Consider the following 23112-nt stretch of genomic DNA (forward strand, 5'->3'; position numbering starts at 1 on the left):
ATTAAGGGGTGTTATGCCGTTTTGGAAACCATCGGAACGGGTCACGCTGGCAAGCTTGGAGAATGGAACCAAGTTTCGCTTATGCCGAAACGGGCTTCGCTACAAGTTGATTGATAAGTCATACAGCAAAGCCAGGGCAAGAGTAAAAGCAGTTGGCCATCAAACTGGGGTGATTGGATTTAGCGAATCAATCCCGCCAACGCTCAATAAAAACAGTTTGGTCGTTCCAATCAGTTAATCAGTGAAGAAGGAGTTGGCACCATGCCATTACTAAAACAAGACATTCGATCATCGTCGCGTTCTGGGAAAACCACAATGCTGTTGAGTTTGGTCGCGGGCTATGTGGCCCAGGGTATTCCTGGCGTCATTGTTGCGGCAAATGACCAGGCCGCGCATGAGTTCCGAAATCGTCACTCGCCCGCGTATGAGGTTTGGAACCCGAGCCAGTTGGTTCGCTACCTGAAAGGCCCAAAGAAACCCGATGATTATCGAGTGTTCTTGCTGGATGACGCCGAGCGTATGCAAAGCCGTGAAGGCCACCCGGTGGCTTTGCTGGAGCATCATTTCAAAGATACGTCTGATTACATTGTCGTGATCCCGTTCTATGCCGATGAGCAAACAAACCCAGCCGTTTTGATGTCTCGCGAAAACCCCAATGGTTGGAAACTGGAGTCGCTTACCGAAAAGCTACGCGAAGAAATCAACAGCAAGTCGCTGAACATTGCGTCCGACCCGTCAGTCGAAGCGCGACTTGTTACGAATAATAACTTCCAGATCCTTGGGCTATTGATGCAAATCGAAGCCTTGCAGCGTGAATCAATGGTCATTATGTTGCAGCTTGGCCCCGATCAGGGACCGACTGGCCGCGCCAGATTGGGGGCGAAGTAATGGAGGCATTTATCGATGCAATCAAAAAACGTGCTTGGGGATCAGTGGCGTTATCGCTGAAATCTATCCTTTTCACCTTATTGGTTTGGCTGATTAACAGTGCAATAAGCATGGTGAAAATCATGTTTGTTCTTTACCTGTGCGGTTGGGCGGTTGGTTTTGGTGGTTGGGCTGGGTTGAATTCTGCCATTGAGTTTGAAGCCTTTATTCACTCGTTCTGGCCAGCGGGGTGATGCCGTGGCCAAGATGTCAGAACAAGACAAGTTAGAGCGTAAGCGGGCGCAAGAACGCCGCCGTTCTAAACGGTATCGAGAGCGTAGGAAAGCGGAGAAAGCCAAGCAGGAAGAACAGCTCGGCGTGACTAAAGTGGAATTGAGTCTTTCTTCTGCAGATCGAGATCGCCTTGATGTCATGCGTCAGGCCCGAGCGGTGGTCGGTGAGCCTTACACCAGAGAGGAATACATTGCGGAGTTGATCCAACACGATGAACAGCGATACCAGGAGCAAGTCGCCGCGCTCGGTTGTTGTGGGAAATGTAAGTCATCATTGCCGCAAGGTTGTGATGGTGTGTTCGAGGGGGATAGCGATTGCTGGCGTACCCGAAAATATAGAGAGTTAATGCTATGAGATTAAGTCACAAACGCAAAATAGCGCACAAGAAAGGTACTTACCAGCCGCGCTTGGTGAGTCGAATTAAATTCCGTTGGCCACTATTAAAGCCCGGTGAAAAGGTCAGTCTGTTCAGCCGTGCTAGAACGGGGCTTTCTCATGTCTTGCTAGATGAAACCATCGATGCAGCTATGTTTCCAAGTAAGCCGTCAAAGGTGGTAATGTCTTTCAACGCGAAGGATTGTATAAAGAAAATTTCTTTAGCGGCCAAACGTGTTAAAGAATTTCTTTCACCTAAGAATGTTGTGTCAAGTTAGGGCGTGATGCATCACGTTCACATCTAAAATCAACGTAAGTCGTCACGCAAAACATTCTCAACATTCGAGGTTGTGTGACAAATATCAAACAACCAGATGAAGATATAACAACTTAATGTTGTTTTTTCTGAGCTATTAGTTTATGGTTTTATATAACGTGGTTTTAGTGCGTCCAGAGGGCGGGCTGAATCGCTCACCTAGCCAACTTTTATAAGCCCACCAACTCTTTCGGTGGGCTTTTTTTATGCCTATGCAAAAAGTCATCGATAAAGTTTCCGAATGGAAAGGGCGGCTTATCGCGTATGGTGGCGGCTCCGGCGTTTCGGCCTACAGTGCGAAATCCGTCGCTAAGTCAAACCAAATACCCGAAGTCGCACAACAAGCAACAGACATCCTATCTGTTTACATCCTCCCAGGCGTGACCGTTGGTTCTGCAATTACCATCCTTGGAATTGTCGTCGTTATTGGACGTTTTGTTTTTGACGTCTGGAAATACTTCGATCAACGCCGCCTTAAGCTATTAGAACGCGAGGGCGCATAAATGCTATCTGTCACATTGTTTAATCTCGCTTACCTGGTCGTTGCGGTTGTTACCGTTTTTCTGGCTCTACGACTTCGCGACTGGTTATCAAAGGTAAAGTTTCGTGATCAAATTCTTCCCATCATCCAAAAGGATTCGCTGGCCACGGCGATGTATTACGGTCTTTGGGCTGTCGGCGTTTGCGTTCTCGCCGGTTCAATGCTGGGCGTCGGTTGATAAATACGATAGCCAAATCAAAAGTGCCTGGCGTCGATATGTTCCCTCATATCACTGGGGGCTTGGTTGGGCTCAGCTATGGCAAGAGTCTCGGCTAAATCCTGATGCTGTTAGTCCTGTTGGTGCAGCTGGCGTCGGTCAGTTTATGCCAGGGACTTGGTCGGACATGCAAAAACAAGGCGTCGTTCCTTTTGGAACTTCGCCGCGTGATGCGCGTTTCAGCATTCAGGCGTCTGCCTATTACATGCGCCAAAACCTTGATGGTTGGAATTCCGAAGGCCGGACCCCTGGCAGTCATTACGACCTCGCTGCGGCGGGTTATAACGCTGGCCGTGGTCATTTGTATAAGGCCCAGAGGTTGTGTCATGGCGCGATGGAATATTCTGGCATCATTGCCTGTTTACCGGATGTCACCGGAAGGCACTCAAAAGAAACCATCGACTACGTGAACAAAATTCACCACTGGTATGAAAAACGCTTTGGGGTGTCCTTATGGTGGTAACAAAAATTCGTATGCTCCTGGCGGTTGGCGTTTTAGCCGCCGGGGCTGTTTTGCTGTGGCGGCTGGATACAGTCTCCGACGAACGCGACCAAGCCAATGTTCGCGTTGGCCAGCTAGAGCAAAGCAACAATCAATTAATCGCAGATCTGGAAGCACAGCGCCGTGAGGTTCATGCCTTGCAAAGCAGCTACCAGACCGAACAATCCCGCGTGGCCAACCTGGTCAAAGATTTAGAGCAAGCGCAACAGCGCGCCACCGCTCGACAAAAGGTGATTTATGAAACTGCCAATCAATCAGATTGCGGCGTCCAGCCTTTGCCTGATGATCTTATCCGGTTGCGCCGTGAGCGAACCACCGCCACCGGTGATTAAAACCGAAGTTATCTATCGGACCCCGCCGCCCGCTTACACGGTTGGTTGCTTCGTTCCTCCTTTCACTGGAACAGCGTGGGCAGATTTGGCCGCTGATAATGAAGCACTTATCTCGGTGATCGAGTCTTGCGATAAACGATTCAAACTTATTCGTGCCTGGGACAAGAAACCAGGACAAACCAATATCGACCCGATGCAATAGGGGACCACTTCCACACATCCTTGAAATGAAGCCCTTCACGCATCGGGTCGTTATGCATTGAGGGGTAGATGTGGGATCAGTCAGCCATTTGAACGACGCCTTTTCCTGGAACATTACTCGGATAGCGGAGGCGTTTGGATTGCACCGCGACACGGTGCGAAAAAGATTAAAAGAAGCCAGGGTCAAGCCAAGCGGGAAAAAATCCGGTGTGGATATTTACGCCCTGGCTGATGTCGGTCCTGCGTTGTTTGCGGCCGAATCATCGAATAAATCCGAGGACGACTACAACCCAAACAAGATGGTCCCGAAAGACCGGAAAGATTTTTTCCAGTCAGAGCGAGAGCGCTTGAAGTATGAAACCGAAATCGGCGAATTAATTCCAGAAGGTGAATATCGACTCGATTTAGCGGCCACGCTGAAATACCTGGTCAGTGCCTTTGAGTCGCTGCCGGATAACTTAGAACGCCGCTACAAAATGCCTCCTGAAGCACTCGAATATGTCGAGAGTTGGGCTGATGAGTCAAGAACCTATCTTTATCACGGATTATTAGAGGTTGAGCCTGATGCTAAATAGCTACGCATCGCCGGGAAAAGTTCGGCGAGAAGTAGCGAGTTTAATCAGACCGCCGAACCGTGAACCCGTATCACAAAGCGCCCGCCGTTTGCTGCACGTTGAGCAAGGTGGGTCAATGGTGCCGTGGGATGGGGATTTAGTTCCATACATTCACGAACCAATGGATTGTTTGAAGTCGCGCTTATACAGCTCGGTGATCTTCGCCGGCCCAGCGCGAACATCCAAAACCGTCAGCTTAGTTGATGGCTGGATATGTGACACCATCGTCAACAACCCGGCCGATTTTCTCCTGGTGCAAATCAGCCAAGAGAAAGCCGCGGAATACTCAAAAAAACGTCTTGGCCGTGAGTTCAATGCCAGTGCAGAGATTCAAGAAAAACTCTCACCGCGGGCGCACGACAACAACGTTCACGACAAAGTATTCAAAGCGGGCAACTTTTTAAAAATTGGTTGGCCATCAAAAAACATCTTCGCCAGTTCCGACTGGAAATATGTGGCCATTACCGACTACGACCGGATCCCGCTGAACGTTGATAGCGAAGGTTCGGCGTTCTTGCTGGCGTCGAAACGTACTCAAACATTTATGTCGTCAGGCATGACCCTTGCCGAAGGGTCGCCCGGCTTTTACATTACCGACCCGACCTATCGTCCTGCGACGCCCCACGAAGCGCCGCCCACTCATGGGATTTTGTCCCTTTACAACCAGGGCGACCGCCGTTTGTTTTACTGGCAATGTCCGGACTGTGGCGAATGGTTCGAGCCGGACTTTCCATTATTGCAATGGGATAGAGACGTCGCTGATCCGTCATTAGCCTCAAAAGAGGTGTTCATGAGCTGTCCGCATTGCGGCAGTTTACACAGTGAACACAAGCGAATGACGGGCGGCAAGTCGTTAAAAATGACGCTCAATGCAAGCGGTCTTTGGATCCCCGAAGGTTGTCAGGCCGATCAGAACGGCGTGATCACCGGCTCACGCCGCGATACTCGCGTCGCTAGCTTCTGGCAGAAAGGGCCAACCGCTGCGTTCCAGACTTGGAACCAACTGGTTTATAAGTACCTTTCCGCGTTAGAGCAGTACGAGAAAACAGGCGATCTCAACGATTTACAAACCACGGTCAACACCGACCAAGGAAAAGCATTTACGCCGCCGCGTAAGGGGGATCAAAGCGTTCAATTGCTAATGGACCGCCGCACCGATTTAGGGGTTCGCGTGGTGCCAGATTGGGCACGATTCCTCACCGCCGCCGTTGACGTTCAAGCGGGTGCGAAAACTGCGCGCTTTGACGTCATGGTGCTGGCTTGGGGCTCCGACCTGGAATACCAAGTCATTGACCGGTTCAAGATTGAAAAATCCAAGCGAACCGATCCGGAAAACCCGGACAAGTTTGTCCGGGTGAACCCGGCCACGCACCTCGAAGACTGGGACTTGCTGATCGATAAAGTGATCAACAAGTCCTACGAACTGGACGATGGCAGCGAACGCCGAATGCCGATTCATTTAACGTCGTGTGATTCCGGTGGTGAAGATGGCGTGACCGATAACGCCTACGCCTTTTATCGCAAACTGAAAAGTGAAGGTATTCACCGCAAGTTTATGTTGGTCAAAGGTCAGGGCAAAGGCCCCGTTATCAAAGAAACCTACCCAGACAACACCAAACGAAGTGACCGAAAGGCGCGCGCTTATGGTGATGTGCCGGTGTACCAGCTCAACACGGACCGAATCAAAGACACCGTATCAAACTCCATCGAGCGTGATACGCCAGGGCGTCGATATTGTTGGTTCCCGGATTGGTTGCCGGAATGGTTCTTTGATGAGTTGTTAGCCGAAGAACGCAACGCCTCCGGCCATTGGGAAAAAGTCTCCACTCGGAACGAAACGTTCGACCTGTTCGTTTACAGCTGGGCGGGAATATACAAATTAAAAGCGGACCAAATTGTCGATTGGGAAAATGCGCCCCCTTGGGCAGTGCCAATCGATGAGAGTTCTGAACTAATAACCGGAGACGGTGAAGCCGTGGCGCTGCCTAAGCGTCGCCGCCGTCGCTCAAGTTTATGATGGTGACTTATGGCATACACACAAGAGGATCTTGACGCGCTTGACGAAGCTATCGTCACCGGCGAACTGAGCGTCAAAATTGACGGACGAGAAGTCACGTATCGCAGCATCAAGGAATTGACCACAGCAAGGCGTCTGGTATTGCGGGCGCTTGCCCGTCAGAAAGGTGTGCGAATCAGTACGTTTTCTGCCGTTCAAACCAATATTGATCGAGGTATTCGCTGATGGGCTTAATCCTTGGATTAGATGGTCAGCCGTTAGCGTCTCAATCGTATGAGGGCGCAACGCGCGAACCTCGTGGCCGCAACTGGCCAGCGCCGTCCGTGGGTCCAAACCGAGCATTAGCCACGGCAGGGAAACCACTCAGAAACCGAACTCGCCACGCGTATCGCAACAGCTTGCTGATGCGATCGGGGTTAAACAAAAACACCACCAACGAGATCGGCAAGGGCTTTACGATTATGAGCTCTTGTGAGGATGACGATTTTAGAAAAAACGTCAATAAGCTGTGGAACGTCATTTCGAAACAGCTCGATCCGTGGGGTGACTTAAACTTCGGTGGTCTGTGCCATCTGGCCGCGCTCTCGCGTCGGATGTCGGGCGAAGTGTTTATTCGTCGTTTAAACCGTCGTATTGATTCCGGTTTGGTAGCGCCGATACAGATTGAGTTGCTGGAAGCGGACATGTGCCCACAGGAACTAAACCGTCGCATTAGCTCGACCCGTCGAATCATCCAGGGCATCGAGTTTAACGGCAAGGTTAAAGTGGCGTACTGGTTCTATAAGGCCCACCCAGATGATGGTATCGAGTCGGTCAGTTTGAATGACTGCATTCGCGTTCCGGCCCGTGAGGTGATTCATCACTACATGCCACTGAGACCTGGTCAAGTTCGTGCCGAACCACCAACCGCCGCCGCGCTGATTAAGGACCGAACCTTCCACGAATACAACGACCATGAGTTGATCCGTAAGCGAGAGCGCGCGGGCATCACTGGTGTGCTTTATCGTGAATCGTTTGGTGAAGCGGACTGGGAGTTCGACCCGCATACAGGTAAAGACATGTATGGCGACTCTGAGCCAGCCAACACAAAAGAAACCATTACCGCCGGATCGTGGCTTCGAATGGTGCCAGGTGAAAAAGCCTTGCCGTTTGATGGGGATGATACCGGGCAGGGGTACGCGGATTTTGTCCGTTGGGAATCGCTGCTTTATTCCGCGGGGATGGACATTCCTTACCCATTGTTAACTGGCGACTGGGCAGGGCTTAACGACCGCTTGGTTCGAGCCTTCCTTAACGAGTACCGACGTTCAATCAGCTTTGACCAGGAAAACCTATCCGGCTTTCAAGTGGGCTTTGGTGTTTGGCGTTGGGTGGTTGAGGTCATTATCTCAACAGGCCTGTTATCTGCCCCGAACTTTGCGTCGGATCCTTGGAAATATTACTCGGTTGATGTTCGTCCGGATGCGTGGAAACACTTACATCCAGAGCAGGACATTAACGCCCGTAATAAGGCAGTTGCGTCTCACATATCCAACGGTGAGCGAGAGGCGGCGGAATACGGCACCGATATTGAAAAGAACATGCAAGTCAACGCCAAGCTGCTCAAGCAATGGCAGACGATTTGTGAAAAAGAAGGCATTGAACCGCCCGCCAAACTAGGCGGGCTTTTTAGTGCCATAGAAAAGCCTGGAGGCGGTGAAGATGAAACATAAATTCGCCATGAATTACCTGATGTCGCAGCCGTGGGCGTTGGATCAGCAACTGCTTGCGCTGATGAGTGACATTGCCAATCGAGAGGTGGACAGCCTCTCATTGGATGATTTTGTCCCTGAATCCCTAGCGGGTAAACAGGGCAAAAAAGTCACCCGCGGCATGGAAATGCGAGAAGGCGGCATCGCCATCATTTCGGTGAGTGGCGTGATCAGTCGTTACGCGAATTTGTTCACCAATATTTGCGGCGGCACAACCACGCAACTCCTGGCGCAAGACTTTACCCAGGCACTGAATGATCCCGCGATCAAGTCCATTGTCATGTATTGCGATTCACCAGGTGGTGAGGCGAACGGCATTCACGAACTGGCAGAAATGATTTATCAGGCCCGCGGCAAAAAGCCAATTATCGCTTATGTCGGTGGCATGGCTTGTTCTGCGTGTTATTGGATTGCCAGTGCATGTGATGAGGTGGTGATGGACGCCACCGCGACCGCGGGCTCGATTGGTACGGTGCTGCAAATGCGTCGCCGTAAGCAAAAAGAGGATGACGATTTCGAGACGATTGAAATCGTGTCGAGTCAGTCTCCGAACAAGCGTCAGGACCCTGGCACGGATAAAGGCCGAGAAGCGTATCAAAAACACCTGGACGATCTCGCCGAAGTGTTTGTCCAGCGCGTGGCCAGAAACATGAACGTTGAACGTGACACGGTCATTAACGATTTCGGCGGCGGTGGGATCCTAGTCGGTCAGGCCGCTGTTGATAAAGGTATGGCTCACCGTCTCGGGAGTCTGGAGGGCGTTATCGCCGAACTCAAAACAGGAAAGAAAAAACCAATGCCAGATCCAAATAAAACGACAACCGGCGCAAATGAAGGTGAAGACAGAATCACACTGAGTTTGCCAGGCGTCGATGCATTCAGCACAGAGGATTTAATCGCTGCAATTACCGAGCAGCGCCCTGATGCTATTGCCGCTATCCAAGGCGAACAGCCAGAAATGGCCATCGCTCACGCTGCCGACATTGTGGCTGCATGTGCGAAAGCGGGCGTTCCTGCCTTGTCTGCGTCAGTGCTCAAGGATGGGATCACCAAAGCCGAAGCAGAAAACAAAATCAGCATGGCTTCCAGCCTAAAAGATACGTTAGCCGCGGCGGGTTTGTCTGGCAGTTTTGACACGCTTGTTGGCTGTATCGATGACCCGGTGAAAATGGTCGGAAAGGCGATTCATGAAGCGAAAGCCGAAACCGATGAAAACGGCGACCAAACTCGTCATGTGACGGACAAGGTGAAGAAAACCGCGTCTCTGAGCACTAAATCCATTTACGCCAATCGATAAGCAATTGGTGTTTTCTTCTCCCTTTCACTGTAAGGATAAATTATGACAGTCACACACATGCCCGCCCGTATTGGTGCTCACGTAGCCGGTGAAGTCGATCACGTATCTCGTGATCGTATTGTTGTTATCGGTGGCCCGTATGTATCGGGCACCGTTCTCGGCAAAAAAGACGATGGCACTTATACCCAACTGGATGTTGCAGTAGATGCAACAGAGGCCGAAACGGCGGAACTGGTGCTTTATGGTCATATTGATAGCGCGGAAGCCACCGAGGCGGTGGCACATGCCCGCGTCTGTGCGCTGTACGACAGCAAAATGACTTGGCCCGAAGGTATTACGCAAGTTCAGAAAGAAGCCGCGGTCACTGCTTTGGCCGCTAAACAAATTGTCCTGCGCTAAGCGCAGGATATTTTCTTTCCCATTTTTTAAAGAGAGAACAACATGGAAATGCAACAAGCGCTTGAGTCTGAAAAGTTTACACTGCGCGAACTGACCGCGGCGATCAATAACGTCACTGTTCCTAAAACTCGTCTAGCAGAGCTGAAACTGTTCGAAGAAAAAGGTATCAGCACCACATCGGTTGATATTGAATACAAAGACGGTCAGATCCAATTAGTTCAAGATGTGCCACGTGGTGATGATGGCGAACCTCTGGATGACCCTGATCGTAAAGTGGTGACATTTAAAGCGCTTCACTTACCAGTGCCGGCGAGTATTTTCGCTGATGAAATCCAAAATAGCCGCGCGTTTGGTGAAGAAGATGAACTCGAATCGCTCCAGGACGTGATCGACGAAAAAGCCGAGATTGTTCGTCAAAGCATCGACATTACGATCGAGTATTTCCGCTTTGGTGCCATCTTCGGCAAGGTTTACAACAAAAAAGGCGTGGTGGTTCTGGATCTGTTCAAAGTGTTTGATCTGAAAGAGACCGACGGCGAAAACACCATCGACTTTAACGGCGATCTTCCAACTCAAATGTTGCAAGTGAAGCGTGATTCAGAGAAGCACATCAAAGGCGCGAAACCGAAAGGTTATCGTGTGTTCTGTCGTCCTGAATTCTTTGATGAAATGCTGAAAAACGAAAGTTTTTACAAAGCATTTGACCGTTACAACAACGGCGAAGCACTGCGCGAAGATGTGCGCCGCGGCGTGTCTTGGCAAGGGGCATTCTGGGAAGAATACGACGAGAAATTTGGCGATAAAGACCCAATGCCAGCGAAATATGGCGCGGTAATGGTGCCAGAGGGTAAGCCTGGTCTGTTCTTGACCCGATTTGCACCTGCGAACTACAAAGAGACGGTCAATACTAAAGGCTTGCCGTACTACGTTAAATCGGAGCCTAAGAAGTTCGATAAAGGTGTGGATCTAGAGGGGCAATCTAACCCGCTTAACCTTTGTACCAGCCCGCTGGCAGTACGTCGCATTAAGTTCACGCCTAAATCTGAGCCAGCCGCTTAATGCGTGAGCGTGACCCCTTTAAACGCGCCAGCCGCCGGATACTCCAGCGGCTTGGCCGTCACCACGAAATTCTGATCAAGCCGCCTTTAGGGGAATGGCTCAAAGTGGCCGCCGTGCCAAACCAGCCGATGCTGGATGTGGAAATCACTGGCGGGGGCAAAGGTGGTCAGGATCTGCAAATGCGTCAGCCGCACGTCGTGATCGAGTCTCGCCATTGCGTAGACATCGAGCTCGAACCGGAAAGTTGGTCGGTAAAAATAGACGGGGTGGAATACTACGTCACCAAGCCTTACGCCAAAGATGACGGAGTCACCTACTTGTTTTTAAACGATCAGCCTGACGCGACCAAACAGAGCCCGGAGGGTGAAGGACGTGGCCGCACCTGGTGTTGATTTTAAGGTTAACTTTTCTAAAGAACTGCAATTGGCCAGCGCCAAGATTGCCGCAACCCCTAAGCAGTTAGAAAAAGCCGGACAACGCGCGATTAAGAAAACCATGCGCTGGATGTATAGCCGAGCAGCTCGGGAAGTGTCCCAGCTAACCGGCATCCCGCAAAAGGTACTTAAGTTTCGCTTTAGTCTGAAAACCGTCGGTAAAGGGTCGGAAGCCGTCACCATTTTATGGATCGGTATTTCACCCGTTCTGGCTGAAAAAGCCGGTAAGGCAAGGCAGACCAAAAAAGGCGTCTCGCTGAAAAAGTATCGATACGAGGGCGCGTTCGTAGCGGATATGTACGGTTATGAATCAGCGGTCTGGATCCGTTCCAGTCGCAACCATAGCCAATACACCACGACGGGCAAAGCGCGCAAATCAAACCCTAATTCACTCCCGGCTCACTTACGTGGCCGTTTTCCTGTTCAGCATATTGCGATTGATATTTCGGACGCGGCGACCCAAGCATTAAAGCGTTTGGAATCTCGGGTCCCTGATGAATTTCGCAAGAAACTAGACCAGGAACTGAACTATGTGGTGAACCATGAAAGTGCTTAAAGACTTTACCGAGCTTCACGACGCCATCGAGGCCGAGCTTAAAAAACGCTTGCCGCTTCTCGATACCGTGGCCTTATATGACCCGACGGATATCGCTCCAGGGGAGTCGTTTAAAATCGACACACCCGCGGTACTGATTGAAATGGTTGAAGCCAAACCAGGGCGCGCAGTGACAGGCGGTCGGATCCCGTTTAACTGTGAATTTGCTTTGCACTGCATCTTATCCAGCAAAACGCCAGATTTGCCGCTGGCCGTGCGTAACTTGGCGGCGATGGTGGCGCTTGTGGTCGGTTATACAGAGGAAGATGCCGCGCAAAATAAAGAGTCGGATTTTGTGGTCGGTGGCCGTCAGAGTTGGGGACTGAGTGCTCTGGGGGTTGAGTCGGTGCCCATTGACTCGATCAACATCTATCCTGGGGCATTTAAGCCAGGCAAGGGCGGCAATGAAAAAGCGTTTGGCTTTGACTCGATGATTGTCACCTTTGAGCAGCAAATCCACTTAGGCGATTTACTGATTAACCCGCCTGAGTTTTTACCTGGTGAAGTGGCATTTGAAGGGGCGCAAGGATGGACCTAGAGGAACGCGTCAGCGAGTTGGAACGCAAACTCGAAGAAGTGTTTATCCGTGGTGTCATTCTCGAAAGTAACTCGATTGAGCGCTGGGTCGTAGTGTCTTACGGCACCGAAGAAAGCCCAATGCAAACCGGGAAGCTCCCCGTCAAACCGATTCGATCCGGCAAGGCTATCGTGTGGTGGTTTCCCGAAGTGGGTGAGGCCGTCACAGTCATTTCACCGGGCGATCTGCGTTTTGGTGAAGTGTTCCCCGGTAGTTACTACAGCGAACGGCCAGCGCCGAGCGATGACCCAGATTTGTTCCTGGTCGAGTTTGGCGACGGTTCGAAAATCTCCCATCACCGCGGCACCCATAAGCTCGAACTGATCAATATGGGGGATGTTGAAGCCACCATCGAAGGCAACTTAACCGGCACGATCAAAGGCACCACGAATGCGACCTTTGACCAGGATGTAACCGCGCATGTGAAAGGGAACGCCACGGTCAATTGTGACAAGGCCGTATCCGTTACAGCAAAGGGACCGATTGATGTTCAAACCAATCAAACTCTAACCGTGAAGTCAGCCGGCGCGATGAGCTTGGCCACCGATGCCAGTATGGAGCTGAAAGCGGGTGGCAGTATGAAGTTAACCGCATCGAGGATTGATTTTAACTGATGAGTTGGAAGCCAATACGAGACATTTTGTTTCAACATCCAGATACCGCCACCGGGCTCGATTATCTCTGTTCCTTTGATCTGAGTGATGGCCAGGTGCTCAATGGCTATACGTGGGAAGTGACTCCGGAAACGCCGCCACAGTTCTCGATATCGTCGTCGAGTTCTGGCGTTCGATTAACATCCGAAAGTTTGGCGGGGCTGTTCAAGCCAGAATTCATTGATTACCGAGAGGGGGATCAGATAGTTCGGGTGGGTGACTGGCCAGAGTTACCGCCTGGCAAAGACTTGATTGAATTTCGACCCAGCGGCCAAGGTGTGAAGGAATACACGCTCACGGTCACGGTGAGTTACATCGATACCGATCCAGACACCGGGCAAGGGGTTGAGCGAACGGATAACCATTCTTGGCGTTGTCTGGCGTCCCACGACTACAGCAGCGGCCGAGATAAGCTTCTGGAGTATATGAATGCCGGCAGTAACTAGACAAGGCGATGGCGGCACTGGACACGGTGCTTTCCCGCCCCGAACCTCAACGGCGGGCAGTGGCAATGTATTCGTCAATGGCCAACCGATTCACCGCGTTGGTGATGCCTGGGGTGTTCACTGCGACCCTTCGCCAAGTTGTCACGGCGGCACACTCGCCGCGGGGTCTTCTTCTGTGTATGCCAATGGCCAGCCTATTGGCCGTATAGGCGATCCTGTTGATTGTGGGTCCGCTGTTTCAGCGGGTAGCCCGAACGTCTTTTCAAATTAACGAATTAAAGAATTAACGAAATGAAGCAAGGCACCGATGCCCTAACGGGTAAAACTATCGGCGGCCTCGACTATCTGCGCCAGCGGATAACCGACGCGTTAAACACCCCTCTCGGGAGTTTGGTCGGTGCCCGTGACTATGGTTCACGGCTAAATGAAGTCGTAGACCGCAACCTCGATCAAAGCTTTGAAATGCTGTGTTACGTGAGGGTTTCTGAGGCCATCGCAAACCCAAGGAACGGCTTGGAAGATTTCAAATTAATGGAAATGAACGCCACGCCACTCGGCAATGGCCAGATAGAACTGGATTTAGAAGGGGTGCTTACCTACAACGGCGAGCCTGTAACTTTAGAGGGGATTTTATTCGATGACCAAAGACGTAATTGATTTATCCCAACTCCCTCCGCTTGATGTGGTCAAGCAAGTGGATCATGAATCCTTACTGAAAGACACGGTAAAACGCGCGGGGTTGGCTAACCCCGCACCAAGTGATCCAGGCTATCGCATCACCTCAGAGAATACTTATCGTGAAGTGATGGTTCGCCATGATGCCAACGAACAAGCCAAAGGGTTAACGCTGGCGTTCGCGAAAGGTGGCGATCTTGATCATATTGGCGTTACGTATTATCGCCGCCCAGACGGAAAGCCCGTCGAACGGTTGAATAAAACCCTCACGGATGTGGTCGATATTACCACTTATCCGATGACGGTTTCGGGGGCGATTTCGGTCCAGGCGGGGCGCAACTACGCGGTCATTACTGGAGACCCCACAGCTGGATTTGAGGTGCCCGACACCGAGCGAGAGGGCTGGGTTGTGGAATCACCAGAGGGTGATCGCGCCGCTTGTTATAGCTACGTTCTCCAAGATGGCAATTATGTTTTGCGTTGGGAACGGTTTGGTTGGCCAGACGACACCACGGGCATTGCAACATTAAACCTCATCAAAACAGAAACCAGCATTCTCGGTAAAGAGCAAGAGGACGACGAAGCGTATCGCCAGAGGCTGCATGAATCAGCGGGTGGTTACAGCGTGGCGGGTCCTGATGATGCGTATCGTTTTTTTGCCAAAAGCGCTCATCCAGATATTAAAGACATTGCGGTCACTAGCCCCGCCCCGATTGAAGTCGTGCTGTATGTGTTGACGAAAACCGGCAACGGGGTCCCAAGCCGTGGTTTGTGCGATTTGGTTCGTGCTTATGTTGAACCGTTTCGCCCATTATCCGACGAACTAACGGTCGAGCCAGCCACAGTGATCGAGTATAGCGTAACGGCAGAACTCACCATCAAACCGGGCCCGTCTCCGGATGAGGTCGTCAAAGCTGCCAAGCAGCGCCTATCAGAATACTTGGCCAGTGAAAACCGCTTTGGCGGTGAGTTAGATGTGTCAGGGGTTCACTGGGCGTTAAAAGTGGAAGGGGTCGCCAAAGTCCGATTAACCGGGTGGGTTGATATCGTCGCCGCCGAAAATGAAGCGCCATTTTGCACAAACATAGTGGTGACGTATGTCTGAATCCGATAAGTCGTTATTACCTGGCAACCTGAGCCAGCTAGAGCGTGACCTTGCCGGCGCGTTATCGCGGATCAGTGATATCGATATTCCGATATCGAAGCTTTGGAACCCTGATCTTTGCCCAGTTGAGTTATTGCCTTATTTAGCCTGGGCGTTAAGGGTGGATCGATGGCGAAGTGACTGGACCGAAACGCAAAAGCGAGAAGTCGTCCGACAAGCTATCGATATCAACCGAACCCGTGGCACGCGCGGTGCAGTAGAACGGGTGATTAAAGCCATTCGTGGTGATGAAGTTAGCTTAAAAGAATGGTTTGAAGATAAAGAAAACCTTGCAAAAGGGACCTTTCGAGTTGACGTTAAGTCTATTAATCAACCGATTGATATTTCTGAACTTCAAACATTAGTTCCATCTATCCAAAAAGCTAAGAACACCCGAAGCCACTTAGTTGGATTTTCCGTGACAAGCCAAGTAGAAAACCCTGAAAAGCTCATCGCAATGAGTCGACAGGGCAATCATGTCCGTTCTGGACCTTGGGTTATCAGCTCAATGGTGAGTTCATCTAGCAGTGCGCTCGCTTGTTTGTCTCGCGTTGCTGTTGTGGTCCGTTCTGGTCCGCTTCCGTTAATTCTGGAGTAAAAAATGTCAAATCTAATCCCTGAAAGTGAACAGCAATACGGTTCAATTCTGACCGTATTAGGGGAAAACGCCGAGCAGAACGGTAAGCTGTTAAATAAGCAAATCGAGTTTACGCATATAGCGTTAGGTGATGCTAACGACACCTATGTGCAACCTGATAGAAAAAGCCAGGCTTTGGTTAATGAGTTGCATCGTATCCCCGTAAATTCCGTTGATGTATTACAAGCGACGCCGGATTCGGTCCCAATCCTTAAAGTTGAGGCTATTTTACCGGACAACATTAATGATGTTGTGATTCGTGAGTTTGCCGCGGTCGCTACCTTTAACGGACAAACCTATTTTCACGCTATTGGTAACTGTGCTCGAATTTATGTTCCCAAGCCTTTGAATAACGGTAATGTGTCTAATCCGGTTGTTTTAGAAATGACGTTTGTGATTACAAGCGCTGAACCGATTATCGAAGTTGACCCAAATGTTGTGACGGCAAGTCGTGAATGGGTGGGGAAAAACTTTAATGCCAAGAGAGGGGAGGTTATTTACGCGGATGAATACATTAAGGATAAATCAGCGTTAACGACCGAAGAACAAACCTTTCTTCAAACATGTGGCTGTACCGTCATGTGGCCTGATTTAAATATCGGTTCCCCTTTTACTATAGATTTATCAGACAACACGTTTTGGAACGCCATTAACCCAGGGAAGGTAACGATTTATGCAATGCATAATGGTTATGTTTTTCATACCCAAGGTAATTCACAACCATCGGGCATCACTGGAATTGATTTGGATGGGAAATTGATTGCTAAATCGATAGCACAATTTACGAACTGCACTGGGAAAGTGACCGCAATTAAAAGTACAGCTAAAAACATCGATCCTAATGGTGTTGATAACTATGTCGGCGGCTGGATCTTCTTAAATTGTCCAGATGTGGAATACGACGGTTTAACCGCAGAGAATATCAAACAGAATAACCCAGAAACACATGGCCAGTATCAGTCTTTGTCATTGAACAACGTTGCTAAAGTGAAAGGAGGCACTTTCTACGGAGAGAATGTCGATAAACTATTTCACTGTGCGGGAGATGTCGGTGGCGTGATTGATTATCTAGGGTACAAAAATATTCTTGATAATGTTGTTTACGCAATGGGTAAGCCAAACGGCCTTACGATAAAAACAATTTTCGGGGATGGTTGCCAGGAAGGGATTGTTTACAACACTGACGGTCCAGATTGTCAGATGACGATAGAAACTGCTGTATTGAGAAACATGACCTCAAAAGTGATGACGCTTCGAACGGGCTCGGGTTTGAAAGTTGGTTTATTGGATGCTAAGGGCGCACGAACGGGCATATCCGATGTTGGTTTTGAAGGCGTTAATGGAGTCACAATCGATACGGCCATACTGGATACTATATCGGAAGAACGAGCGGTTAACCTGAGCAAAACATCCGGCGAGATAAAAACGCTTATTACTAAAAAAGTGGATTCCACTCTTTATAATGAGGTTGTCAGATTAGGTGGGCTAGCAGACTTCACAATTAACTCTTGGAAAGACTCATTGGGTAGTGCATTTACGGCTTGTCGTTTACAGGAGTTTACAACCGGGAAATGTAGAATTGGCTCGGTTGATACCGATAAAACACCAGTGGTTTATCAAGCCGATAAAGATTTCGGTGGTAAAGTATACATAGGAATGATTAATGGGACGAATACCGATGGCGCTGGTCAGTCGCCATTAACCATCATTGGTGGGGATATCACAATGTCCCAGAATTTCCATAAGGTAGACACCTATGGCCAATCGGCTTTGGATGAGCTACACAACATTAATGGTGCACCTATCATTGGAGTAAGGTTAACGTTAACAACAGTTAGCAATGAGCGAGATGTCATCGTTAAGCATGGAACTGGTAATATAAAGCTTAGAGATGCTGCAGATAAGCGCCTTAACTCTATATATGACGCCATTTCGTTTATATGGAGAGGTGATTATTGGTGTGAAGTATAAAAGATTAACCAAAACTAAACCCCGCACTCGCGGGGTTTTTTATTACCTGAAATTCATTAACGCCCAGCCTTTGCGCTGGGCTTTTTATTATCCGAAATAAGGAGAATACACCCCATGTCAGGAAACTATTTCCACGGCGTCGAGACGTTTTACCTCAAAGATGGTAATCGTCCGATCACTGTGTTGGCCGCGTCTACCATTGGCTTGGTGGCAACGGCTCCGAATGCCCAGGTAGCCACCGCGGCCGCGTTGACCCTGGGGGAAGACAACGGCGCATTAACGTTTGAAGCGGTTAACACGGGCATTCGTGGCAACGGGATCAGCATTGAATTGGTGGACCCAGCTGCGAACGATGCCGCCCTGGCGGTGTCGGTTAACGATGAAAAAGTCACTGTAACCTTGGCCACTGGCGCAGATGGCGTGATTACGTCCACTGCGACCGATGTTGCTGCAGCGGTAAACGCGCATGATGAAGCGAATGATTTGGTGTCGGTGACTGCGGGCGGTGATGGCTTGGGCGTGGTGGAATACGCTTACCCAACGTATCTGTCAGGCGGTGAGGATGAAGCCTTCCCGCTCAATGTGCCAACGTTGGTAACGTCTGACAAGATGATTGCTAAGGCAGGCACTGGCGGCACACTGAAAGACGCACTGAAAGATATTTACAGTCAGGTTGGTGCGGTGGTGATTGTGGTTCGAGTGGCCGAAGGGCAGGACGAAAACACCACCAAAGCGAACGTGATCGGCACCATTGACCCAGAGACAAGTCAAGCCACCGGTTTGAAAGCCCTGGAAGGTGCAGAAGGTAAACTGGGTGTGCGTCCTCGCTTAGTCATTACCCCAGAGTTCTCTCACCTGGCGGGTGTGGGTGAAGAAGTTGAACGCGTGGCCAAGAACCTCAACGCGACGCCGATCATTGATTCGGACCATTACGCCGGTTACAGCGCGGTAGTAAAACGTGCGCGTCAGTTTGCCGAGGCTTTGTTTGTTCATGGCGGTATTGAGCTGTTTGATTCTGATCTGAAAGCGAATGTAAAACGCCATGCCTCGGCCATTGTGGCGGGCCACATTGTGCGCGTCGATAATGAGGAGGGTTACTGGCACTCACCATCGAATCGCAAGATAAGCGGTATTCAGGGTACGGCGATTGATATTCCATACGTATCGGCGGGACCAGGCGCGATCAGCTGCATGGCCAACCAGCTCAACAGCATGAACGTGTGTACCATCGTCAATAAACAAGGTGGTTGGTTCTTCTGGGGCAACCGCCTCACCAATGGCACGATGCTGCCACATCAACGCATTCGTTACATCGTTGGCGACAGCATTGTTTATGCCCACTTTGACGCGGTAGACCAGAACATCACGAAGAACTACGTCGAAAGTGTTACGGGTCGAGTAAACGCGTTCCTTCGCGGCTTGAAGAATCGCCAGGTGATCAGCGGTGGTTTTTGTTGGGCCGATAAGGACCTTAACATCGATGCGATTGGTACAGGCCAGGTGTTCTTTGATTATGACCTCGGTTTCTACGATGTCGCCGAGCGTGTGACCTTCCGTCAGCACATCAACAACTCATACAACGAAGCAATTTTCAGCTAATAGGGGCAAGCAATGGCGGGTATTCCTTCAGTCCTTGTGGACTTTAACGCCTTTCTGAAAAACGAAAGTTTTGCAGGTCAGGCCAACAAACTGACAATCCCGAAGATTGTCACCAAGACGATTGATTTCGACGGTGCCGGCATTGGCGGCACCATGAAGCGTGATGTCGGCAAGTTGGAAGCGATGGAGTCAGAAGTTACGGTTTCTGATTATCCAGAAAAAGTGTTCGATTTGATTGGCTCTCGTGAATCCCGAGACGAACAATTCGTCGTGAAAGGCGCGCTCGATGTCGGTGGCCAGATTAAACATGTGGTCGTGCGTCAGTCTGGTTTCTGGCGTGAAGTGGAGTTCAACGAGTGGGCCGCGGGCGGTGTGGAAGCGACCACGAAATTCATCATCGATGTTGAGTTCTTTGAACTTGAAGTAGATGGCAAAGAAGTGCTGCACATCGACAAGCTGAACAACGTGTTCAGCGTGAACGGCAAAGACCGAAACAAAGAGATTCGCCAGGCGCTCGGCCAGTAAATCTCAATCATCATTAATTCATTAAATCTTTAATTCTTTACGCCTTGCGGTTTCGCAGGGCGTTTTTGTTTGGAGCAGAAATCATGTCTCAAGTTACGCTAAAAAAGCCCCTAAAACGCGGTGATACCGAAATTACTGAAATCAACTTTCGTGAGCCAGACACCGGCACCCTTCGCGGTCTGGAAATGTTCTCTATCTTACGCATGGATGTGAACACGCATCGTCAACTGGTGCCGCGTATCAGTGACATCACCGCCAATGAATTCGATATGTTGAAGCCGTCTGATCTGGTTGCGGTACAAACGGAGGTGGTCGGTTTTTTCACGGAATAAGTTCCGTTCCGGCCGACGTAATGGAAGCCGAAGCCGATATCTTTCTGGTATTCACCGGCTTTAATCCCAGTGCCACCGCCAGCATGACGCTGAGTGAATTAATGCGTTGGCACGAAATCGCATTACAGCGCCATGAAAAAGCGCAAGAACAAGCCGAGAACGCCGGGCAGTCCTAACGGGCTAGCCCGGCTTTTTTTCGTTTGTAAGGGGTATACATGGGCGATACGACCAGCAAACTCTCGTTTGTTATGGAAATGGTGGACAAGATCACGACCCCAATTTCCAAAGTGACAGACAAAACCACCAAGTCCGCAAAGGCGATTGAAGCCACTCAAAAGCAAATCTCGAAGCTGTCGCAATCGGCCGCGGATCTGGATGCCTTTAAGCGCTTAAAACGTGACAGCGTGGAAACCAGTCGCGCGCTCGATGAGCAAAACAAAAAGGTGGCCGACCTGGCGCGTCAGATGCGCGCTGCGGAAAAACCAACGCGCGCCATGACCACCGAGTTCAATAAGGCGAAACGCGAAGCGCAGCAGCTCACCCAGCAGCATGAAAAAGAAAACCAACGTTTGGGGGAGTTGAGAACCAAACTTGACCAGGCGGGGATAAGTACCAAGAACTTACGCCAGGCAACCAGCCAGGTCGAGCGACACACCGCCCGTTTGAATGACCGGCTTAAAGATCAGCAACAGCAACTGGAAGCGGTCGCGCAGCGAGAGAAAAAGCTCGTCGGACTGCGAGAGAAAAACAGCCAGCTGATGGGGTCGGTTGCAATGGATACGGCCAAGGTAGGTGCGGCGACTTATGCCCTGGCTAAATTGTCAGAGTCTTATGGCCAAGTGGCCAGCGCCCAGGGCACGATCCAAAGTTTGGGGATTGGGGTCGAAGGTATCGACGCGATCACTAAATCGGCGCGAGACTTCTCGAATCAATGGAGCGGCACGACCCAAGCGCAATTTATTGCGGCGAGCTATGACATTAAGTCGGGTATTTCTTCGCTCTCTGATGCCGCTGTGGGCGAATTTACCCGCATTGCGGCAATGACAGCAGGGGCAACCAAATCAACCACTGATCAGATGACCAGTTTGTTCGCGTCCGGCTATGGTATTTATCGTCGTCAGTTTGATCGCTTTGGTGCGACCACCATCGACGGCTGGAACGCCATGTCAGAAGCCGAGCGGGACATGAAGTTCGGTGAATACTTTTCCGCGGGTATCGCGTCGAGCGTAAAGGCGTTTAAGACTAACGGCTCGGAAATGAGCTCGGCGATCTCTAACCTGGGCGCAACGGCGACCGCGGCGAATGTGTCGTTCGCTGAGCAGTTATCGATCCTTGGCCAGCTCCAGGCCACAATGTCTGGCAGTGAAGCGGCCACCAAATATAAAGCCTTTCTTAATAGTGCCGCCGGGGCGGGCGATAAGCTCGGGTTGAACTTCCTCGATGCCAACAATCAACTGTTATCGATGCCGGACATTCTCGCCGAACTGCAGGGGCGTTATGGCGACACGATAGACGCGATCGAAGAACAGGAGCTAAAGAAAGCGTTTGGCACTGATGAAGCGATGGCAATGATTAAGTTGTTGTATCCAGAAATCAACACGCTCAAACAAAACATTGGCAGCATGAACGGCGCGCTTAAGAGCGGCATGACCACCACAAATGAAATGGCCCAGGCGATTTTATTGGGTCCGAATGAGTCGGTCGAACGCATGAATCAGCGTATCAGCAACTTAACGGCCACGTTGGGCAAAGTGTTTGCCCCAATGATGATGTTTGTGACCGATACGATAGGCGGCGCGGCCATTGTTATCGCGGATTTGGCCGAGCGATTCCCTTTCCTAACTCAGTTAATTGGTGGGGCGGTAATGGCGCTGATTGCGCTTAAAACCGTGATGATAGGTGTCAAGCTGGCACAAGTAGCCTGGAACATGGCCATGATCACTGGAATGCAACGCATGACACTCATGGCAGGATTGCAAAAAGTCCTGGCCGCGGCCACTGCAGTCTGGACGGGGGCACAATGGGCGTTAAATGCAGCGCTCAACGCTAACCCGATTGGCTTGGTGGTAATGGCCGTGATGGCGTTGATTGCCGTGGTGGCCTTGATAGTGAAGTATTGGGCCCCGTTGGGTGAATTTTTTAGCAATCTATGGGACGGCATTGTCGCGAAATTTCAATCCGCGATGCAATGGGTTGCCGATACCGTCGGCAAGGTCAAAGGTTGGTGGGATAGTATTTTCGGCGATGATGACAAAGTCTCTAAAGCCGTTGAAATCAGTCGCAACGTTCAGCAAGAAAACACATCCTCACCATACCAGGGCGGATATGTTGGCGGGGTCACGCCAGCTCGAACTGGGATCGCCGCTTCGCATACCGCACCGGCGAATTACACCTCTAGTTATCAAATCGCAATTGAGCAGCAACCAGGCGAAAGTGGGGACGATGTCGCGCGTCGAGTTCGTGAAGAACTGGATCGCCGTGATCGAGAAAAAGCCCGTTCTCAGCGTGGTGCTCTATACGATATAGGCTAAGCAATGGATGAACTACGAAACGGCGTCATGTTGGCGCTGAGTTTCCCTTCTGGGGACTTTTTCTTTTCAGTCTCTGGTCCTCAATATCAACAACTACGCACCTCGATGAAATGGCGCTGGGCAAAACGCCCGCGCCTTAATCGAAAGCCGGCGAAACAGTTCCAGGGGCCGGACAGTGATACCAAAACACTCAACATCACCATTTATCCGC

The 23112-nt window shown here is 50.5% G+C and carries 32 protein-coding genes; all 32 read left to right on the top strand.

What is annotated here, in order from left to right:
• Positions 1-13 precede the first annotated feature (13 nt).
• Entirely contained in the window at positions 14-238 is a 225-nt protein-coding gene (locus ACF8OV_RS00215) for a hypothetical protein (protein WP_140350616.1), read from the top strand.
• 23 nt (positions 239-261) lie between these two features.
• A complete protein-coding gene (locus ACF8OV_RS00220) occupies positions 262-888 on the top strand; it encodes a hypothetical protein (protein WP_392404290.1) in 627 nt (208 codons plus the stop codon).
• Entirely contained in the window at positions 888-1121 is a 234-nt protein-coding gene (locus ACF8OV_RS00225; protein ID WP_318130496.1) for a hypothetical protein, read from the top strand. The genes ACF8OV_RS00220 and ACF8OV_RS00225 overlap by 1 nt, the downstream gene beginning before the upstream one ends.
• Positions 1122-1125: 4 nt before the next feature.
• Positions 1126-1515: a hypothetical protein gene (locus ACF8OV_RS00230; protein WP_392404291.1), complete on the top strand. Its 390-nt coding sequence runs from the start codon at positions 1126-1128 to the stop codon at positions 1513-1515.
• Positions 1512-1814, top strand: a complete 303-nt coding sequence (locus ACF8OV_RS00235; protein WP_392404292.1) for a hypothetical protein — start codon at positions 1512-1514, stop codon at positions 1812-1814. Before ACF8OV_RS00230 ends, ACF8OV_RS00235 begins: the two co-directional genes overlap by 4 nt.
• A gap of 244 nt (positions 1815-2058) precedes the next feature.
• Entirely contained in the window at positions 2059-2355 is a 297-nt protein-coding gene (locus tag ACF8OV_RS00240; RefSeq protein WP_161489208.1) for a hypothetical protein, read from the top strand.
• Positions 2356-2571 carry a hypothetical protein gene (locus ACF8OV_RS00245; RefSeq protein ID WP_392404312.1) on the top strand — a complete coding sequence of 72 codons (216 nt, stop codon included), beginning with the start codon at positions 2356-2358 and terminating at the stop codon, positions 2569-2571. It abuts the gene before it with no gap.
• A 16-nt stretch (positions 2572-2587) separates the two neighbouring features.
• Positions 2588-3073: a transglycosylase SLT domain-containing protein gene (locus ACF8OV_RS00250; protein ID WP_392404311.1), complete on the top strand. Its 486-nt coding sequence runs from the start codon at positions 2588-2590 to the stop codon at positions 3071-3073.
• Entirely contained in the window at positions 3064-3444 is a 381-nt protein-coding gene (locus ACF8OV_RS00255; protein ID WP_392404293.1) for a hypothetical protein, read from the top strand. The genes ACF8OV_RS00250 and ACF8OV_RS00255 overlap by 10 nt, the downstream gene beginning before the upstream one ends.
• 272 nt (positions 3445-3716) lie before the next feature.
• Positions 3717-4220 (top strand): DUF1441 family protein, encoded by a 504-nt coding sequence (locus tag ACF8OV_RS00260; RefSeq protein WP_140350608.1) that lies wholly within the window; start codon positions 3717-3719, stop codon positions 4218-4220.
• The gene (locus tag ACF8OV_RS00265) at positions 4210-6276 is read left to right on the top strand and encodes a phage terminase large subunit family protein (protein ID WP_392404294.1); all 2067 of its coding nucleotides are present in this window, start codon (positions 4210-4212) and stop codon (positions 6274-6276) included. The genes ACF8OV_RS00260 and ACF8OV_RS00265 overlap by 11 nt, the downstream gene beginning before the upstream one ends.
• A gap of 9 nt (positions 6277-6285) precedes the next feature.
• Complete coding sequence (locus ACF8OV_RS00270) at positions 6286-6501, top strand: phage head-tail joining protein (protein WP_392404295.1); 216 nt, start codon at positions 6286-6288, stop codon at positions 6499-6501.
• Complete coding sequence (locus ACF8OV_RS00275; RefSeq protein WP_392404296.1) at positions 6501-7988, top strand: phage portal protein; 1488 nt, start codon at positions 6501-6503, stop codon at positions 7986-7988. The genes ACF8OV_RS00270 and ACF8OV_RS00275 overlap by 1 nt, the downstream gene beginning before the upstream one ends.
• Positions 7978-9324, top strand: a complete 1347-nt coding sequence (locus ACF8OV_RS00280; protein ID WP_392404297.1) for a S49 family peptidase — start codon at positions 7978-7980, stop codon at positions 9322-9324. Before ACF8OV_RS00275 ends, ACF8OV_RS00280 begins: the two co-directional genes overlap by 11 nt.
• Before the next feature lie 42 nt (positions 9325-9366).
• The gene (locus tag ACF8OV_RS00285) at positions 9367-9723 is read left to right on the top strand and encodes a head decoration protein (protein ID WP_392404298.1); all 357 of its coding nucleotides are present in this window, start codon (positions 9367-9369) and stop codon (positions 9721-9723) included.
• A 42-nt stretch (positions 9724-9765) separates the two neighbouring features.
• Positions 9766-10782, top strand: a complete 1017-nt coding sequence (locus ACF8OV_RS00290) for a major capsid protein (protein WP_392404300.1) — start codon at positions 9766-9768, stop codon at positions 10780-10782.
• A gap of 113 nt (positions 10783-10895) precedes the next feature.
• Entirely contained in the window at positions 10896-11174 is a 279-nt protein-coding gene (locus tag ACF8OV_RS00295; protein WP_243190372.1) for a hypothetical protein, read from the top strand.
• A complete protein-coding gene (locus ACF8OV_RS00300; RefSeq protein WP_140350600.1) occupies positions 11155-11772 on the top strand; it encodes a phage tail protein in 618 nt (205 codons plus the stop codon). Before ACF8OV_RS00295 ends, ACF8OV_RS00300 begins: the two co-directional genes overlap by 20 nt.
• Complete coding sequence (locus tag ACF8OV_RS00305) at positions 11759-12349, top strand: hypothetical protein (RefSeq protein ID WP_140350599.1); 591 nt, start codon at positions 11759-11761, stop codon at positions 12347-12349. Before ACF8OV_RS00300 ends, ACF8OV_RS00305 begins: the two co-directional genes overlap by 14 nt.
• Positions 12340-13002, top strand: a complete 663-nt coding sequence (locus ACF8OV_RS00310) for a phage baseplate assembly protein V (protein WP_392404301.1) — start codon at positions 12340-12342, stop codon at positions 13000-13002. Before ACF8OV_RS00305 ends, ACF8OV_RS00310 begins: the two co-directional genes overlap by 10 nt.
• Positions 13002-13487 (top strand): hypothetical protein, encoded by a 486-nt coding sequence (locus tag ACF8OV_RS00315; RefSeq protein ID WP_392404302.1) that lies wholly within the window; start codon positions 13002-13004, stop codon positions 13485-13487. The genes ACF8OV_RS00310 and ACF8OV_RS00315 overlap by 1 nt, the downstream gene beginning before the upstream one ends.
• A complete protein-coding gene (locus tag ACF8OV_RS00320) occupies positions 13471-13758 on the top strand; it encodes a PAAR domain-containing protein (protein WP_243190364.1) in 288 nt (95 codons plus the stop codon). Before ACF8OV_RS00315 ends, ACF8OV_RS00320 begins: the two co-directional genes overlap by 17 nt.
• Before the next feature lie 20 nt (positions 13759-13778).
• Positions 13779-14144: a hypothetical protein gene (locus ACF8OV_RS00325; RefSeq protein ID WP_392404303.1), complete on the top strand. Its 366-nt coding sequence runs from the start codon at positions 13779-13781 to the stop codon at positions 14142-14144.
• 37 nt (positions 14145-14181) lie between these two features.
• Positions 14182-15267 carry a baseplate J/gp47 family protein gene (locus ACF8OV_RS00330; protein ID WP_392404304.1) on the top strand — a complete coding sequence of 362 codons (1086 nt, stop codon included), beginning with the start codon at positions 14182-14184 and terminating at the stop codon, positions 15265-15267.
• Positions 15260-15904 carry a phage tail protein I gene (locus ACF8OV_RS00335; RefSeq protein WP_392404305.1) on the top strand — a complete coding sequence of 215 codons (645 nt, stop codon included), beginning with the start codon at positions 15260-15262 and terminating at the stop codon, positions 15902-15904. Before ACF8OV_RS00330 ends, ACF8OV_RS00335 begins: the two co-directional genes overlap by 8 nt.
• Positions 15905-15907: 3 nt before the next feature.
• Positions 15908-17914, top strand: coding sequence for a phage tail protein (locus ACF8OV_RS00340; protein WP_392404306.1), 2007 nt, complete (start codon positions 15908-15910; stop codon positions 17912-17914).
• Positions 17915-18028: 114 nt separating this feature from the next.
• Positions 18029-19513 (top strand): phage tail sheath C-terminal domain-containing protein, encoded by a 1485-nt coding sequence (locus ACF8OV_RS00345; protein ID WP_392404307.1) that lies wholly within the window; start codon positions 18029-18031, stop codon positions 19511-19513.
• Positions 19514-19525: 12 nt separating this feature from the next.
• On the top strand, positions 19526-20038 hold the full coding sequence (locus ACF8OV_RS00350; RefSeq protein WP_392404308.1) for a phage major tail tube protein: 513 nt from the start codon (positions 19526-19528) through the stop codon (positions 20036-20038).
• 83 nt (positions 20039-20121) lie between these two features.
• Positions 20122-20370, top strand: coding sequence for a phage tail assembly protein (locus tag ACF8OV_RS00355; RefSeq protein WP_140350589.1), 249 nt, complete (start codon positions 20122-20124; stop codon positions 20368-20370).
• Between the two features lie 20 nt (positions 20371-20390).
• The gene (locus ACF8OV_RS00360) at positions 20391-20546 is read left to right on the top strand and encodes a GpE family phage tail protein (protein ID WP_140350588.1); all 156 of its coding nucleotides are present in this window, start codon (positions 20391-20393) and stop codon (positions 20544-20546) included.
• A 39-nt stretch (positions 20547-20585) separates the two neighbouring features.
• Positions 20586-22901 (top strand): phage tail tape measure protein, encoded by a 2316-nt coding sequence (locus tag ACF8OV_RS00365; RefSeq protein WP_392404309.1) that lies wholly within the window; start codon positions 20586-20588, stop codon positions 22899-22901.
• Positions 22902-22904: 3 nt separating this feature from the next.
• A partial coding sequence (locus ACF8OV_RS00370) for a phage tail protein (RefSeq protein WP_392404310.1) occupies positions 22905-23112 on the top strand: 208 nt, incomplete at its 3' end.

Origin of the sequence: Vibrio sp. GLN_1 (assembly GCF_043106015.1) — a bacterium.
GTDB lineage: Bacteria > Pseudomonadota > Gammaproteobacteria > Enterobacterales > Vibrionaceae > Vibrio > Vibrio parahaemolyticus.